The 13,672-nt window shown below is 62.7% G+C and carries 12 protein-coding genes; all 12 read right to left on the bottom strand.

Features of this window, described 5'->3' with window-relative positions; translation table 11 throughout:
- Window positions 1-195: 195 nt before the first annotated feature.
- The 12 genes from INF37_RS03245 to INF37_RS03190 all read right to left on the bottom strand — a co-directional run bounded on the left by INF37_RS03245 (window position 196) and on the right by INF37_RS03190 (window position 13,666).
- A complete protein-coding gene (locus INF37_RS03245) occupies window positions 196-453 on the bottom strand; it encodes a YlmC/YmxH family sporulation protein (RefSeq protein ID WP_101693603.1) in 258 nt (85 codons plus the stop codon).
- A gap of 148 nt (window positions 454-601) precedes the next feature.
- On the bottom strand, window positions 602-1,471 hold the full coding sequence (locus tag INF37_RS03240) for an MBL fold metallo-hydrolase (protein WP_193536365.1): 870 nt from the start codon (window positions 1,469-1,471) through the stop codon (window positions 602-604).
- Window positions 1,471-1,815, bottom strand: a complete 345-nt coding sequence (locus INF37_RS03235; RefSeq protein ID WP_101693605.1) for a TIGR03792 family protein — start codon at window positions 1,813-1,815, stop codon at window positions 1,471-1,473. Before INF37_RS03235 ends, INF37_RS03240 begins: the two co-directional genes overlap by 1 nt.
- 292 nt (window positions 1,816-2,107) lie before the next feature.
- On the bottom strand, window positions 2,108-3,499 hold the full coding sequence (gene lpdA, locus INF37_RS03230) for a dihydrolipoyl dehydrogenase (protein WP_193536363.1): 1,392 nt from the start codon (window positions 3,497-3,499) through the stop codon (window positions 2,108-2,110).
- 100 nt (window positions 3,500-3,599) lie between these two features.
- The gene (locus INF37_RS03225) at window positions 3,600-4,607 is read right to left on the bottom strand and encodes a dihydrofolate reductase family protein (protein ID WP_101693607.1); all 1,008 of its coding nucleotides are present in this window, start codon (window positions 4,605-4,607) and stop codon (window positions 3,600-3,602) included.
- 22 nt (window positions 4,608-4,629) lie between these two features.
- On the bottom strand, window positions 4,630-6,030 hold the full coding sequence (locus tag INF37_RS03220) for an amidohydrolase family protein (RefSeq protein WP_101693608.1): 1,401 nt from the start codon (window positions 6,028-6,030) through the stop codon (window positions 4,630-4,632).
- Window positions 6,031-6,198: 168 nt separating this feature from the next.
- Window positions 6,199-7,512 (bottom strand): dihydrolipoamide acetyltransferase family protein, encoded by a 1,314-nt coding sequence (locus INF37_RS03215; RefSeq protein WP_186962856.1) that lies wholly within the window; start codon window positions 7,510-7,512, stop codon window positions 6,199-6,201.
- Window positions 7,513-7,527: 15 nt separating this feature from the next.
- Window positions 7,528-8,511, bottom strand: a complete 984-nt coding sequence (locus INF37_RS03210) for an alpha-ketoacid dehydrogenase subunit beta (protein WP_101693610.1) — start codon at window positions 8,509-8,511, stop codon at window positions 7,528-7,530.
- Window positions 8,508-9,485, bottom strand: a complete 978-nt coding sequence (locus INF37_RS03205) for a thiamine pyrophosphate-dependent dehydrogenase E1 component subunit alpha (protein ID WP_101693611.1) — start codon at window positions 9,483-9,485, stop codon at window positions 8,508-8,510. Before INF37_RS03205 ends, INF37_RS03210 begins: the two co-directional genes overlap by 4 nt.
- Before the next feature lie 85 nt (window positions 9,486-9,570).
- Window positions 9,571-10,530 (bottom strand): methenyltetrahydromethanopterin cyclohydrolase, encoded by a 960-nt coding sequence (gene mch / locus INF37_RS03200; protein ID WP_101693612.1) that lies wholly within the window; start codon window positions 10,528-10,530, stop codon window positions 9,571-9,573.
- Between the two features lie 40 nt (window positions 10,531-10,570).
- Window positions 10,571-11,299: an SDR family NAD(P)-dependent oxidoreductase gene (locus tag INF37_RS03195; protein ID WP_101694009.1), complete on the bottom strand. Its 729-nt coding sequence runs from the start codon at window positions 11,297-11,299 to the stop codon at window positions 10,571-10,573.
- A gap of 102 nt (window positions 11,300-11,401) precedes the next feature.
- A complete protein-coding gene (locus tag INF37_RS03190) occupies window positions 11,402-13,666 on the bottom strand; it encodes a xanthine dehydrogenase family protein molybdopterin-binding subunit (protein WP_193536361.1) in 2,265 nt (754 codons plus the stop codon).
- Window positions 13,667-13,672: the final 6 nt, after the last annotated feature.

The following is a 13,672-nucleotide window of genomic DNA, read 5'->3' as shown; positions in this document are numbered from 1 at the left end:
TTTTTTAACATACTAACAAGTTTAAAAATCGTTCCTAAACTATACCCGTTATTATATCACATCTTTTAGCGTCGTAAAGTCCCCGATTCCGGAGGGCGGCGCCCCCTTCCGGAACATCCTTTACTATTTCCTGACGTTTCCTCCCGTTTGTGAAAAAAAAGCATGCTTTTCATACCAAACGGGCGAACAAAAAATTTATTCCTCCGGCAAACGCCTCGGATGCTCCTCCACCAGGATGATGTCCTCTCCAAAGCGGCGCACGCTCTCCCAGGAGAAGAGCCGGTCCTCCCGCCGCCCCAGCAGGCCAAACAGCCGCAGGCGGCCCGGCACCACCAGGGCCCGGATCCGGCCGGTGTCCAGCTCTACCTCCACATCACCCACGAATCCGTACCGCGTCCCGTCGTTGATGCTGATGATCTCCTTGCACCGAAGGTCGGCAATACGCTGTTCCATTGAGATCCCTCCATTCGACGCGCGCTCTCCGCGCTTGTGCTGTCATCTTATGCGCGGGGCAGCTTGTACTATGAGGGATTCTGGAGGAATCTGCGGGGACGAAACAGGGCCCGGAAGGGAGCGCTTCTCCCCTCCGGGCCCTCCGGGTTTACAGGCGCACGGTGTCCCCCGCTTCCCAGAGGACCGCCACGGGGGGAAAGGACTCTCCCCACCGCTCCAGGCTGCGCACCACCAGCTTGCGCATGTGCAGCTTGTCGTCCTCCTGGAAGGGGATGTGGTCGATGACCACCCGGCGGGGCCGGACCCCCTCCAGCACCACGCTGCGTCCGGAGGGATTCGTGAGAAAGAGGGGATTCACCACCGCCGTATCCACCTCCACCCCGTCCAGCATGGTGGCGAAGTAGTCCCGGTCGTAGTTGGAGTCCCCCAGAAAGAGGACCTTCTTCCCGGCCAGGTCGAAGAGGAAGCACTCGTGCTCCACCTCCTCAAACTCCTCCGAGGCGTGGAGGGAGCGGAAGGCCGTCACCCGGATCCCGCTCACCAGCGGATAGGTCACGCTGCGGTACTCGGGAAGGCGCAGCTCCTGCACCGGCGCGGCCCGCTGAGTGAGCCAGCTGCGCAGGGCGGACACGTCCTCCCGGTCGATCCCCGGTCCCCCGTTCCCGGCGGGCAGGAAGAGCTTCTCCACCCGGTTTCCCTCCAGGAAGCGGATGGTCTCCCGGCCGGAAAAGTGGTCGATGTGCAGATGGGTATAAAAGAGCCAGCGGATCCCGTCCCAGGGGGGCGCGCCGGCCGCCAGTGCCGCCAGCGTCTCCGGGGCGACCGGGCTGAAATCGTGGGCGCGGCTGTCGTGGAGTCCGTCCACCAGCAGCTTTTCCCCCCGGGAGGTCAGAAGCACCCCCGCGTTGGCCGTGAGGCGGAGCTCCACCGGCTCCTCCCCCTCCCACCACTGCCGGGGCGCCGGCCGCGGGAGCGGCCCCTCCGGCGGCAGGTCCCGCTTGGACCGGACGGCTGCCATCAGCGGTATTCCCGCACCCGGAAGCGGCGGTCGGACACATGGCCCGCCCGGACAAAGACCGCGTCCTCGCCCATGAGCTGGCCCATCTTATCCTTCTGGCCGCCCAGCCAGACCTGATCCAGGTTGTGGTAGGCCTCCTCGCTCTCCCAGAAGTAGAGGGAGGTCACCTCCCCCTCGTGGTCCTTGCTCACCCAGGTCTCGGCCCCCAGGAAGCCGGCCCGGTGGGAGAGGGGCTCGGAGAAGATCTCCTGTTCCAGCTCCAGATAGCGCTCCACCTGTCCGGGGGCGATGCGGAACACCAGCTCCTCGATGAACTGGGGCTTGTCATAGACTTTGAGTTCCATGGTAATTCCTCCTTCAATGGTAGGCAAAGGCCCCTCCGCGCTGCTGCACGGAGGGGTCTGGCGTGTCGGACACATCCGACACGCCTCTCAAAAATGCAAGCATTTTTGAGAGAGAAATGCAGTCCGCTGCGCGCACGCGCTGACGCGCGCACACTTGCAGCCTGAGCGGAGTGGTTTCCGACGTACACGCCGCCGGAAACCACGATCCCATTCCATTCCGCCGTCTGCGCACGGCGGAACTCTGCGAGGCGCCGCTGCGCGGGGGCAAATGCGCCGTTTTCCGGACGGAGCCTTATTTCTTTTTCTTGGCGGGGGCGCTGTGGATGCCGCGGCCCAGAGTCAGGGTCAGGGCCTCCTCAAAGGCCTCGGACAGGGTGGGATGGCCGTGCATGGTGTTGGCCACCTCTTCCACGGTGAACTCGCCGCGCATGGCCAGGGCCGCCTCGGTGAGCAGGTCGCTGGCGTTGGGGCCCACGATGTGGACGCCCAGGATGCGCTGCTTGTCCTTGGACACGATGACCTTGATCATGCCCTCGGCGTTGTTCATGGTGAGGGCCTTGCCGTTGCCGGAGAACTGGAACTTGCCCACCTCGTACTCCAGGCCCTTCTCCTTGACCTGCTCCTCGGACATGCCGACGCTGGCCACCTCGGGGAAGGTGAACACGGCGCTGGGCACCAGGTCATAGTCCACCCGGGCGTCCTCGCCGGCCATGCGCTCCACGCAGACCTTGCCCTCGTCGGAAGCCACGTGGGCCAGCATCACGCCGCCGATCACGTCGCCGATGGCGTAGATGCCCGGGACGTTGGTCTGGAAGTTCTCATCCACCTTGACGCCCTTGCGGTCGTAGGCGATGCCCAGGCCGTCCAGGTTCAGGCCCTCGATGTCCAGCTCGCGGCCGGTGGAGACCAGCACCTCGTCGCAGGGCAGGCTGCTCTTGGTGCCGTCCTTGTCCACGGTGACGGAGAGGCCGGAGCCGCTCTTGCTGATCTCCTCCACCTTGGTGCCCACCATGAACTGGATGCCCTTCTTCTCCAGCAGCTTCTGGAGGCGGTCGGTGATCTCCTTGTCCATGTTGGGGATGATCTTGGGCATAAACTCCACGATGGTGACCTCGGCGCCGAAGGCCTTGTAGATGCCGGCAAACTCGATGCCGATGACGCCGCCGCCGATGATGACGATCTTACCGGGCACGTGGTCCATCTCCAGCGCCTCCTTGCTGGTGAGCACGCCGGGGTTGTCGATGCCCTTGATGGGAGGCTTGGAGGCCTTGGAGCCGGAGGCAATGAGGATGTTCTTGGTCTCCAGCACCTTGCCGTTGACCTCCACCTTCCCGGGGGCCAGGATCTTGGCGGCGCCCTTCACCAGCTCCACCTTGTTGGCCTTGAGCAGGAACTCCACGCCGCCGGACAGGGTCTTGACCACCTTGGCCTTGCGGGCCTGGACCTTCTTCATGTCGATGTCGTAGCCCTTGACCGAGATCCCGAACTCATCGGCGTGCATGATCTCGTCCACCACCTCGGCGTTCTTGTACAGGGCCTTGGTGGGGATACAGCCGTAGTTGAGGCAGGTGCCGCCGCAGGCGTCCTTCTCCACAATCGCAGTCTTCATGCCCAGCTGGGCCGCACGGATGGCGGCCACATAGCCGCCGGGGCCGGCGCCGATGACAACCAGATCGTAATTCATGTTTCTTTCCTCCTAATTTTCATGAGGACAAATTCCGCGGGGCCTTCCCCGCCGGACGGTGTCCCGATGGCGCTGTGCGCCTTGGACGAATGGTTTCAGTTTAATACTTGTAGGCGGAGAGGTCGGTCTCCTGCTTGACGTTGTAGCGGATCTTCTGACGGGTAAAGAGGAAGTTGCTCTTGTGGGTACCCAGAGAGATGAGATCGGCGTGGGGGTGATCCAGGTGGCCGTAGGAGATGAAGGAGCCGGGGGTGGTGGTGCCGCCCACGAAGACCATGGAGTAGTTGATGAAGTACTCATCCAGCATCTGCTCCTTGAGCATGTAGGCGCAGTAAGAGGGAGACTCCACGCACAGCTTCTCCAGGCCCAGCTTCTTGAGGACGTACATCATCACATGGCCGTCGGGGTTCTTGCCCTCGCCGGTAACGATGACGGGGACCACGTCGTAGTCCCGGTCCAGGGGAGCCAGCTCCGCCTTGTCCACATCCTCCTTGCAGGTGAAGGGGCCGTAGACCACGTGCTTGAGGGGGGACTTCTTCTGGATGTAGTCCAGTCCGTCGGGACCGGTGGCGATGACCATCTTCAGCTCCTCGGCGGGGTCGACGTCGAAGGTGTAGTGGTCGAAGGGGATGTCGGTGGCGTCAAAGGAGACCACCACGCTGACCGGCTGATGCTTCTTGCCCAGGTGCTCCCGGCGCTGACGGGTCAGGTCCTCGTCGTAGACGTGGCAGGTGATGCCGGGCTCCTTGGCCAGGGTGTTGGCGCCCACGATGATGCCGTCGGCATAGGAGCGCAGCACGTTGAGCACCCAGAAGTCACCCAGGGAGCCGTCGGGATCCAGGAAGTTGTTCTTGGCCACCAGGGGGCCGGAGGGATTGTCCTGATAGGCCATCTTACCATCGGAAGAGAGCACGATGGAGGAGAAGGTGTAAGGACGATCCGCGGGCGCCTTGGGGAAGTAGATGTCGGTATAGTAGTCGTGGACGTCGGGCAGGACCTCAGTCTCGGCGGAGTCGGCCTTGAAGGACTCCAGCAGCTTCTCGTCCCGGAAGACCACGTTGATCTTCAGATTTTCCTTCGGGGTCTGGAAAAAGAACAGCTTATTCATGGTTTTACTACCTCCCACCAGATCAAATGTGCATCAGGGGCATCTTCTGGCCCCACTGGACGTTGCCCAGGCCGGACTTCTCCACCAGCTTGGTGCCCAGACGCTGGGCCTCGCGGATGACCTTCTCCTCATCCACCGTGGTCATATGGCCGTTCTCCATGACCACCTTGCCGTCGATGACCACCGCCTTGATGTTGTCAGGGCTGCAGGCATAGGTCAGGGTGCTGACCGGATCATACACGGGGGCGGACCAGGGGCTCAGAGGATCGAAGAGGATGAAGTCGGCCTTCTTGCCGGCCTCCACGGAGCCCAGCTCGCTCTCCCGGCCCAGGGTGCGGGCGCCGCCCAGGGTGGCCAGCTCCAGCACGGTGGAGGCGGGCATCAGGGAGGGATTGCAGTGATGGACCTTCTGCATGAGGCTGGCCGCCTTGATGACCTCCAGCATATTCTGGGTGTCGTTGCTGGCCGAGCCGTCGCAGGCCAGGCTGACCGTGATGCCCTTCTCCAGCATCTCGGGGATGCGGGCCACGCCGGAGGCCAGGACCATGTTGGAGTTGGGGTTGTGGGAGACCTTCACGTCGTACTTCTTGAAGGTATCCAGGTCCTCGTCCTTCATATACACGCAGTGCACGGCGATGAAGTCGGGGCCCAGGACGCCCAGCTTCTCCAGGTGGGGGATGGTGTCCTCGCCGTACTGCTCACGGGAGAAGGCATCGTCGTCGGGGGTCTCCACCAGGTGCATGGTGATGGGCATGTGCAGCTCGTTGGCGGTGCTGCGCATCTCCCGGAAGCCCTCGTCAGTGTGGTCCCAGATGATGCCGGGGGCCATGCACACGCTGATGCGGGAGTGGTTCTGATACTTGGTGTTCAGACGGCGCACGTCGTCGAAGAAGTCCCGCTCGGTCTCCACACGGGGGCAGGCGATCTCAGGCGGGAAGGAAGCCACGTTGGTGAAGGCGCGGCCCAGGACGCCGCGGATGCCGATGTCCTCAAAGGCCTGGGTCACGCAGTCGTCCAGCCCGGCGATGGGGTGGGCGTACATATAGTCCAGAATAGTGGTGGTGCCGGAGCGGATGCCCTCCATGCAGCCCAGCAGGGCGGCATAGTAGACGGTCTCCTCGTCGAAGTTGTGCAGGGCCACCCGCACAGAGCTGTTGAGCCAGTCGATGAGGAACTTGTCCCGGCCCAGACCCTTGAGCATGGTCTGGAAGAGATGGGAGTGGGTGCTGATAAAGCCGGGGAAGACATACTTGCCCGCGGCGTCAATAACTTTGTCGGCCTGATACTGCTCCAAAAGCGCATCGGTTCCAACCGCCAGGATCTTGTCTCCCTCCACCGCGATGCAGGCATTGGGAATCACTTCCCGCTTGGCATTCATGGTGATGAGGTAGGCATTTTTGATAATGAGGTCAATCTGCTTCATAGCGACGATCCTTTCCGTTTCGTATACATGCGGGGATGCCAATCTAAGCCGGATAGACAGCAGGCGGCCAACCGCAGTTTGGGTTGGCCGCCGCCGGTTCGGTTCAGTGAGCGGAAGTACTCACGTCAATATCAGTGGGTGGTCGTCAGCCATTCCGTGGGGCGTGTCTTACAGCCACTTGAAGTCCTGCAGGCCGGTGATGACCTCCTGGAGGAAGCGGGCCGCGGGCGCGCCGTTGATGACACGGTGGTCGTGGGTCAGGCTCAGGTTCATGACGGAGCCGGGATAGAAGCCGCCGTCCTTCACCATCATTTTCTCCAGGATCGCGCCAACACCCAGGATGGCGCCCTCGGGAGCGTTGATGATGGGGGTGAAGTAGGTGATGCCGAACATGCCCAGGTTGGTGATGGTGATGGAGGCATTGCCCAGCTCATCGCTGTTGAGCTTGCCGGCCTTGGCGCGCTCGGTCAGATCGGCCAGCTCCAGGCAGATGGTGCGCAGGTCCTTCAGGTTGGCGTCCCGGATGACGGGCACGATCAGGCCGTCGGGGATGTCCACAGCGCAGCCGATGCTGATGCGGGCAGTGGTCTTGATGTGGTTGGCGTCGGCCACGGTCATACGCATGGCGGGATGGTTCTCCAGAGCCTGGGCCACGGACTTGATGAGCATGGCGGTGTAGCTGAGCTTCACGCCGGCGTTCTTGTACTTGCCCTTGATGGACTTGTACACCTTCACCAGGTTGGTCACATCGGCCTCGGTGGCGATGGTGATCTGGGCGGAACCCTGGAGGGAGTTCATCATGCCCTTGCACACGGCGGACTGCATGGGAGTCATCTTGGTGATGACGTCACCCTCGGCGCAGGGCGCGGTGTTGTAGACCTGGGCGGGAGCGGCGGCAGGAGCCGGAGCGGCCGCGGGCGCGGGGGCCACAGGAGCCGCGGGGGCGGCCACAGGGGCGGGAGCCGCAGCGGGCGCGGGAGCGGCGGGAGCAGCCACCTCGGAGAGAGGCTTGCCGTACTTCTTCAGGTCGTCGATGGTGATCATGCCCAGCAGGCCGGTGCCCTTGATGTGGGCGTAGGCCAGGCCCTTCTCCTCGGCGATCTTCTTGGCGCGGGGGGTGATCTTCACATCCCCGGCGGGAGCGGCGGGCGCGGCGGCGGGAGCCGCAGCGGGGGCAGCGGCAGGAGCGGCCTCAGCGGCGGCAGGAGCCGCGGCGGGGGCGTCGCCGTCCACGGGCTCATCCATGCTGTCGGCGATGAGGCAGATGGTCTCGCCGCAGGGGATCTCGTCGTCCACCTGAGCGATGATCTTGCGGATCACGCCGTCGCAGGGAGCCTCGCCGGTGTTGGTGATCTTATCGGTGCTCACTTCCACCAGGGCGTCGCCCTTCTTCACGGAGTCGCCCTCTTTCACGAGCCACTCGCCGATGATGCCGGTCTCCATGGAGAGGCCGAACTTCGGCATACCGTATTTCGTAATCATTATCGTATCCTCCCCTTAATATTCCATAACCTCGCGGATGGCCTTGACCACGTCGTCCTGCTGAGGCATGACGTAGTCCTCCAGATCCGGAGAGAAGGGCATGGGAGAATCCAGACCGGTCACGCGCTTGACGGGACCGCGCAGGTACTCGAACACGTCCTCATTGATCATAGCGGAAATCTCAGCAGCCCAGCCGCCACACTTGACGCCCTCCTGGGCGATGACCAGACGGCCGGTCTTGGCGACGGACTTCTGGATGGTGTCCTTGTCGTAGGGGAAGACGGTGCGCAGGTCGATGATCTCGCAGCTGACGCCCTCCTTCTCCATCTCCTCGGCGGCCTTGTGGGCCTTGGCCAGCATGGTCTGGGTGGCCACGATGGTCACGTCGCTGCCCTCGCGCTCGATCTCGGCCTCGTAGAGGGGGATCTCGTACATCTCCTCGGGCACCTCGCCCTTGACGTTGTACAGAGCCTTGTGCTCCAGGAAGAGCACGGGGTTGTCGCTCTTGATGGCGGAGATCAGCAGGCCCTTGGCCTCATAGGGGGTGGTGGGGCACACGATGACCAGGCCGGGGGTGTTCATGAACCAGGACTCCACGCAGGCGGAGTGATGGTAGGCGCAGCGGATGCCGCCGCCCTGGGGGGCGCGGACGGTGATGCCGCAGTGGGCCTTGCCCTGATACATGTAGTTCAGCTTGGCGGCGTTGTTGGTGATCTGGTCAAAGCCGACGCCCAGGAAGTCAGCGAACATGATCTCGGGCACGGGCTTCAGGCCGCAGACGGCGGCGCCGCAGGACAGGCCCAGGATGGCGGACTCGGACAGAGCGGTGTCCTTGATGCGGTCAGGCCACTTGGCCCAGATGCCCTTGGTGATACCGAAGTCGCCGCCCATCTTGGCTACGTCTTCGCCCAGGACGAACACGCGCTCGTCCTGCTCCATGATCTGATGCAGGGCCTCGTTGATGGCCATGCCGTAAGAAAGCTTCTTTCCTCTGCTCATCTCGTCTCCACCTCTCTGTCAGCATAAGTGTAGGTCGTAGCGGTCTCGATGCCGGGATAGGGGCTCTCCAGAGAGAACTTCAGCATCTCCTGCACGTGCTCCTCTTCCTCGTCCTCGATCTTCTTGATGTCGGCCTCGGAGATGCCGCGCTCCAGCATGGTGTTGCGGCACAGCTTCACAGGATCGCGATCCTTCCAGGCCTGGACCTCCTCCTCGGGACGGTAGGCGGCGGGGTCGCCGGCGAAGTGGCCCTGCCAGCGGTAGGTGTCAAACTCCAGCAGAGTGGGGCCCTCACCCTTGCGGGCGCGCTCCACAGCGGCCTCGACGGCCTCCACGACGGCCTCGATGTCGTTGCCGTCCACGAAGAAGCTGGGCACCTCGTAGCCCTCGCCCCAGGTCTTCAGGCGCTTCTGGGGATGAGCCTCGGTGTACTTGGTGGAGATGGCGTACTGGTTGTTCACCAGGCAGTAGATGATGGGGAGCTTCCAGGTGGCGGCCATGTTCATGCTCTCATGGCAGGTGCCCTCACCCAGGGTGCCGTCGCCCATGAACACGGCGGTAACGGCGTCGGTGTGGTTGTAAACAGCGTTAAAAGCGGTGCCCAGGCAGGTGACCATGGTGGAACCCTGGATGCCGTTGAAGCCCATGTTGCCGCAGTCCAGGTCGTTGACGTGCATGGAGCCGCCGCGGCCGTGGTTGATGCCGGTGGCCTTGCCGAAGATCTCGGCCATGACCAGCTTGGGATCGGTGCCGCACAGGCAGATGGCGCCGTGTCCGCGGTGATCGGGGAACTTATAGTCGGTCTTCTTCAGGCAGTCCACCACGCCGGCCTGGCAGGCCTCCTGGCCGATGCTCAGGTGTACGAAGCCGGGGACGGTGCCGTTGGCGGCATAGGTCTCGATGACCTCCTCAAAGCGGCGGATCATGACCATGTCACGATACAGCTTCAATAATCTTTCATTCGAAAGTGCCATCTTGTTTCCTCCTATTTATTGAAATTAGTAGTATGTATCACAAACGGATTCACCTAAAAAATTTTAGGTGACGCGCTGAGATCCCTTAGTTCAGGAAGCTGCGCTCCAGCGCCTCGTAGTTGATCTCGCCGGCGCAGTAGGCCCGGCCGGTGTTCACGTTGTGGATCTGAATCTTGCCCACGGAATGGACATCGTGGTCCACATAGAAGAAGTCGCAGCCGGCATCCTTGAACACGTCCTCGAAGAGCTCGCCGTAGTTGGGGGAAGAGGTCTTGCCCGCCAGCTGGTGGATGACCTTGGCGATGTCCTTGTCCTCGGCGTCCACCCACACCTCGATCTCGCTGCCGTAGATGAGAGCATCGTTGATGCGGCCCATGGTCTTGAGCTCATCCTTCACCACCGGGGCGATGGGGGCCTTGCCGCGGATCATAACGATCTGGGCGGGGTCAAAGTGCTTCTCGAACATCTTGTGGCAGGTCTGCTCCAGCATCCGGGCGGAGACCTGGATGGAGGCGGCCACACAAGTGCTGGGAGACATCAGGATGTAGGTGTCCTCCGGCTTGACATGGCAGGCGTTGGCCACTTCCAGGGCGATCTCGTTGGAGGGATACTTCACATCCTGGATGCACAGGACCGCCTTGTCATAGTCGTCCTTGTAGTCGGTCATCTCAAAGTACCAGTCGGAGGCCACGTGGGCGATGCCGCGGGCGGGACCGGAGCCGATGGTGGCGAACTCGCCCTCCCCCAGCTTCCAGCCGGCGATCTGAGAGCCCAGGCAGGCGATGAGGGGCTGCTCGATAAAGACATTGACGGCGGCAAAGCTGTACTGGTCATTCAGCTTGAAATCACTCAGGCTGACCACGCCCAGGTCTCCGATGCACGCCCGGGTGAAGAGGACGCCGGCCTGCCAGCTGCCCCGGCAGTTGAGGCCCAGGTCGATGACGGTAGCGCCGCAGTCCAGCTTGACCACCTTGCAGCCCAGAGCTTCCGCGTTCTCCAGCAGCTCCTCCACCACTTTCATGGCGCGCTGATTCGTACTGACCATCTTGTTTTACCTTCTTTCTGTCTTATTTTTTATTCCGTTCTTATGCTTTCTTTCCGAATACGTCGATGGCGGCGCCCATGATGGGAGCGGCGGCATCGGAAGCCAGGAAGCAGACCACCTTGGACACCTCGTCCACCTGGAGCATCTCGTCCAGCTTGACGGTGACGGCGGGGTCGCTGTCGATGCGCTCCCGGGTGTGCTCGGTATTGGTCATGCCCAGATAGATGGCGTTGACGTTGATGTTGTAGTTCTTGACCTCCTCCGAGAGGATCTGCGTCAGGGAGACGATGCCGCCCTTGGAGGCCGCGTAAGCCCCGAAGCCGGGGAAGAACAGCTTGGCGCCCGACGAGCTGATGTTGATGATCTTGCCGTAGCGCCGCTCCACCATGCCGGGGAGCACTGCCTTGATGCAGTAGAAGGTACCATTCAGATTGGAATTGATGTGTTTGTCCCACTCCTCCATGCTGGTGTCCAGCACCGAGAGGGAGCGGTGATACGCGGCGTTGTTCACCAGGATGTCCACGCCGCCCACTTCAGCGAAGATGCGCTCAAAGCTGGCCTTCACCTGGTCCCGGTCGCCCACGTCGCAGCCCAGGGCCAGCGCCCAGCCGCCCTCGGCCTTGATCTCCTCGGCCACCTTCTCCACCTTGGAGAGGGTCCGGCCCAGCAGGACCACCTTGGCACCCTGGCGGGCAAAGTCCTTGGCAAAGCCTGCACCCAGGCCCTGTCCGGCGCCGGTAACGACGGCAACCTTTCCTTCAAATTCCATGGTATCAGCTCCATTTCCATTCATTTGGGGCGTCTCGGAAGGGAGACGGAACCCTCCGTCCCTCTTCCGAAACGCCTCGAAATCGAGGCGTTTCGATGCTGCTTACTGGGGAAGACCCGCAAGCACCACCTCTTTGCGCAGAGGCAGGTCATGGTAGTCGCCCTCCACCGCGTTGGATACCGCGTTGGCAATGGCGGCCGGTGCGGGGACCACGGAGCACTCGCCGATGCTCTTGCCTCCGTAGGGGCCGGTCTCCTCCGGTTTATCCACAAAGCCGATCCGAATGGGCGGCATTTCGGTGGACGTAAAGATGTGATAGGTGCGGAAGGTGCCGTTCTTTACCTTGCCCTTCTCGTCCCGGTCGATGCTCTCGCACAGCGCATAGCCCAGGCCCATCTGGATGGCGCCCTCGATCTGGCCCTCCACCGACATGGGGTTCAGGGGAGTGCCCACATCGTGGACCGCCACATAGTCCAGCACCTTGACCTCGCCGGTCTCGGTGTCCACCTGAGTCTTGACGAAGTGGGCGCCGTAGGAGACCGCCATGGCCTGGCTGGCGAAGGTCTCGGCCACCACCAGATCCCGCTGGTTCTTGTGGTGGGCGTGGTGGGCCAGGTCCGCCATGCTGGCGGAGCGGTCGGGGTAGTTCAGGCTCCAGGCCCGTCCGTCGTGGAACACGATCCGGTCGGGATCCTCGGGCAGCACGTCGGCCGCCTCCTCCAGGAGCATCTTCTTCAGGCTGTTGGCTGCCTTCACCGCCGCCGCGCCGCTGACGTAGGTGCCGCGGCTGGAGTAGTTGCCCAGATCCCACAGGGTGGCGTCGGTATCGGCCTGGATGTACTCGATGTCGGTCATGGGGATGCCCAGGACCTCGGCCACCAGCTGGCCCTGGAGGGAGACCGAGCCGTTGCCCATATCGCAGCAGCCGCTGGAGAGGATCACGGTGCCGTCCTCATTCATCCGCAGGATGATGCCGGTGGTGTCGGGATGGACGCCGAACACGCCGTTGCCGTGGGCGGCCACTGCCATGCCCACGCCGATGCGGTAGCGTCCGTTCTCCTTGCGGGAGGCCTCCTGCTCTTCCAGGGCCTTCTTCCAGTTGAAGATCTCAGCGCCCTTTTCCACACAGGCCTTGGCATAGGTGTTGCCCAGAGGCGTGTTGTTGCGCAGGTCCATGCCCTGCTCCCCCTTCAGGTTCTTGAGGAGGAACTCGGTCAGGTCCATGCCCAGCTCTTTGGCGATCTTGTTGAACTGACGCTGCTGGGCGAAGAACTCCTGGGGCGAACCGAAGCCGCGCATGGCCGCGCCGCAGGTGCAGTTGGTGTAGACCTCGGTGGCCTTGAAGCGGATGTTGGGGGTGTCCATGATGCGGAAGAGCTTGCCGCCCATGGCCCAGGCCACGCTGGAGGTGCCGCCGGCGAAGGCGCCGGCATTGATGACCACGTTGAAGTCCTGGGCCACGACGGTGCCGTCCTTCTTCACGCCGGTCTTGAGGTAAACGATCATCTGATGGCGGCTGTGGGAAGAGGGAATGTCCTCCCGCCGGGTGTAGACCAGGCGCACCGGGCGGCCCGTCTTGATGGACAGGAGCGCCGCCACGTGCTCCACGATCATGTCGATCTTGCCGCCGAAGCCGCCGCCGATGGCGGAGGCCACCACACGGACCCGGCTCATCTTCAGCCCGAACAGCCGGGAGAGGTTGACCCGCACCGCGAAGGCGTCCTGGGAGGGAGACCAGACGGTGAGCTTGCCGTTGGCGTCGTAAGAGGCCAGGGCCGCGTGGGTCTCGATGGCGCTGTGGTGGATGGCGGGCAGGCTGTACCGGTCCTCAAAGACCAGGTCGGCCTCCTGCATGCCGGCATCCACATCGCCCTGGTTCAGGTTGACCACCTCGGCGATGTTGCCGCCCTCGTGGATGGGATAGGCGTCCTCCTTCATGGCCTCTTCCGGGTCGATGTAGAAGGGCAGCTCCTCATACTCTACCTTGATCAGTTTGAGAGCCTTCTCCGCGATCTGCACGGTGTCGGCGGCCACCGCGGCCACCTTGTCGCCCACATAGCGGACCACCTGGTCGAAGATGCGCTCGTTCTTGCTCTCGTCGATGTTCTCGCCGCAGCAGTTGAAGGGAATGTCGGGGGCGTTCTTGTAGCACACCACCGCACGCACGCCGGGCAGGGCTTCCGCCTCGCTGGTGTCGATGCTCTTGATCCGGGCGTGAGCCACGGGGCTGAAGAGCACCTTGGCGTGCAGCATATGGGGCATCTTCATATCGGCTACGTACTTGAGCTGACCGGTGACCTTGACCTGTGCGTCCCGCACGGGGAGGCGGCTTCCAATCATTCCGTTGGTAGGAGTTTCACAGCTCATATGTTT

The sequence above is a fragment of the Pseudoflavonifractor gallinarum genome, assembly GCF_014982855.1.
Classification (GTDB): Bacteria; Bacillota; Clostridia; order Oscillospirales; family Oscillospiraceae; genus Pseudoflavonifractor_A; species Pseudoflavonifractor_A gallinarum.
Note: the sequence above shows the minus strand (reverse complement) of the source record. Positions and strands in the feature narration are given on the sequence as shown.

Excerpts from the sequence above, each read along its gene's own strand:
- INF37_RS03245 (WP_101693603.1), bottom strand. The coding sequence starts at position 453 with ATGGAACAGCGTATTGCCGACCTTCGGTGCAAGGAGATCATCAGCATC.
- INF37_RS03240 (WP_193536365.1), bottom strand. The coding sequence starts at position 1,471 with ATGGCAGCCGTCCGGTCCAAGCGGGACCTGCCGCCGGAGGGGCCGCTC.
- INF37_RS03235 (WP_101693605.1), bottom strand. The coding sequence starts at position 1,815 with ATGGAACTCAAAGTCTATGACAAGCCCCAGTTCATCGAGGAGCTGGTG.
- lpdA (WP_193536363.1), bottom strand. The coding sequence starts at position 3,499 with ATGAATTACGATCTGGTTGTCATCGGCGCCGGCCCCGGCGGCTATGTG.
- INF37_RS03225 (WP_101693607.1), bottom strand. The coding sequence starts at position 4,607 with ATGAATAAGCTGTTCTTTTTCCAGACCCCGAAGGAAAATCTGAAGATC.
- INF37_RS03220 (WP_101693608.1), bottom strand. The coding sequence starts at position 6,030 with ATGAAGCAGATTGACCTCATTATCAAAAATGCCTACCTCATCACCATG.
- INF37_RS03215 (WP_186962856.1), bottom strand. The coding sequence starts at position 7,512 with ATGATTACGAAATACGGTATGCCGAAGTTCGGCCTCTCCATGGAGACC.
- INF37_RS03210 (WP_101693610.1), bottom strand. The coding sequence starts at position 8,511 with ATGAGCAGAGGAAAGAAGCTTTCTTACGGCATGGCCATCAACGAGGCC.
- INF37_RS03205 (WP_101693611.1), bottom strand. The coding sequence starts at position 9,485 with ATGGCACTTTCGAATGAAAGATTATTGAAGCTGTATCGTGACATGGTC.
- mch (WP_101693612.1), bottom strand. The coding sequence starts at position 10,530 with ATGGTCAGTACGAATCAGCGCGCCATGAAAGTGGTGGAGGAGCTGCTG.
- INF37_RS03195 (WP_101694009.1), bottom strand. The coding sequence starts at position 11,299 with ATGGAATTTGAAGGAAAGGTTGCCGTCGTTACCGGCGCCGGACAGGGC.
- INF37_RS03190 (WP_193536361.1), bottom strand. The coding sequence starts at position 13,666 with ATGAGCTGTGAAACTCCTACCAACGGAATGATTGGAAGCCGCCTCCCC.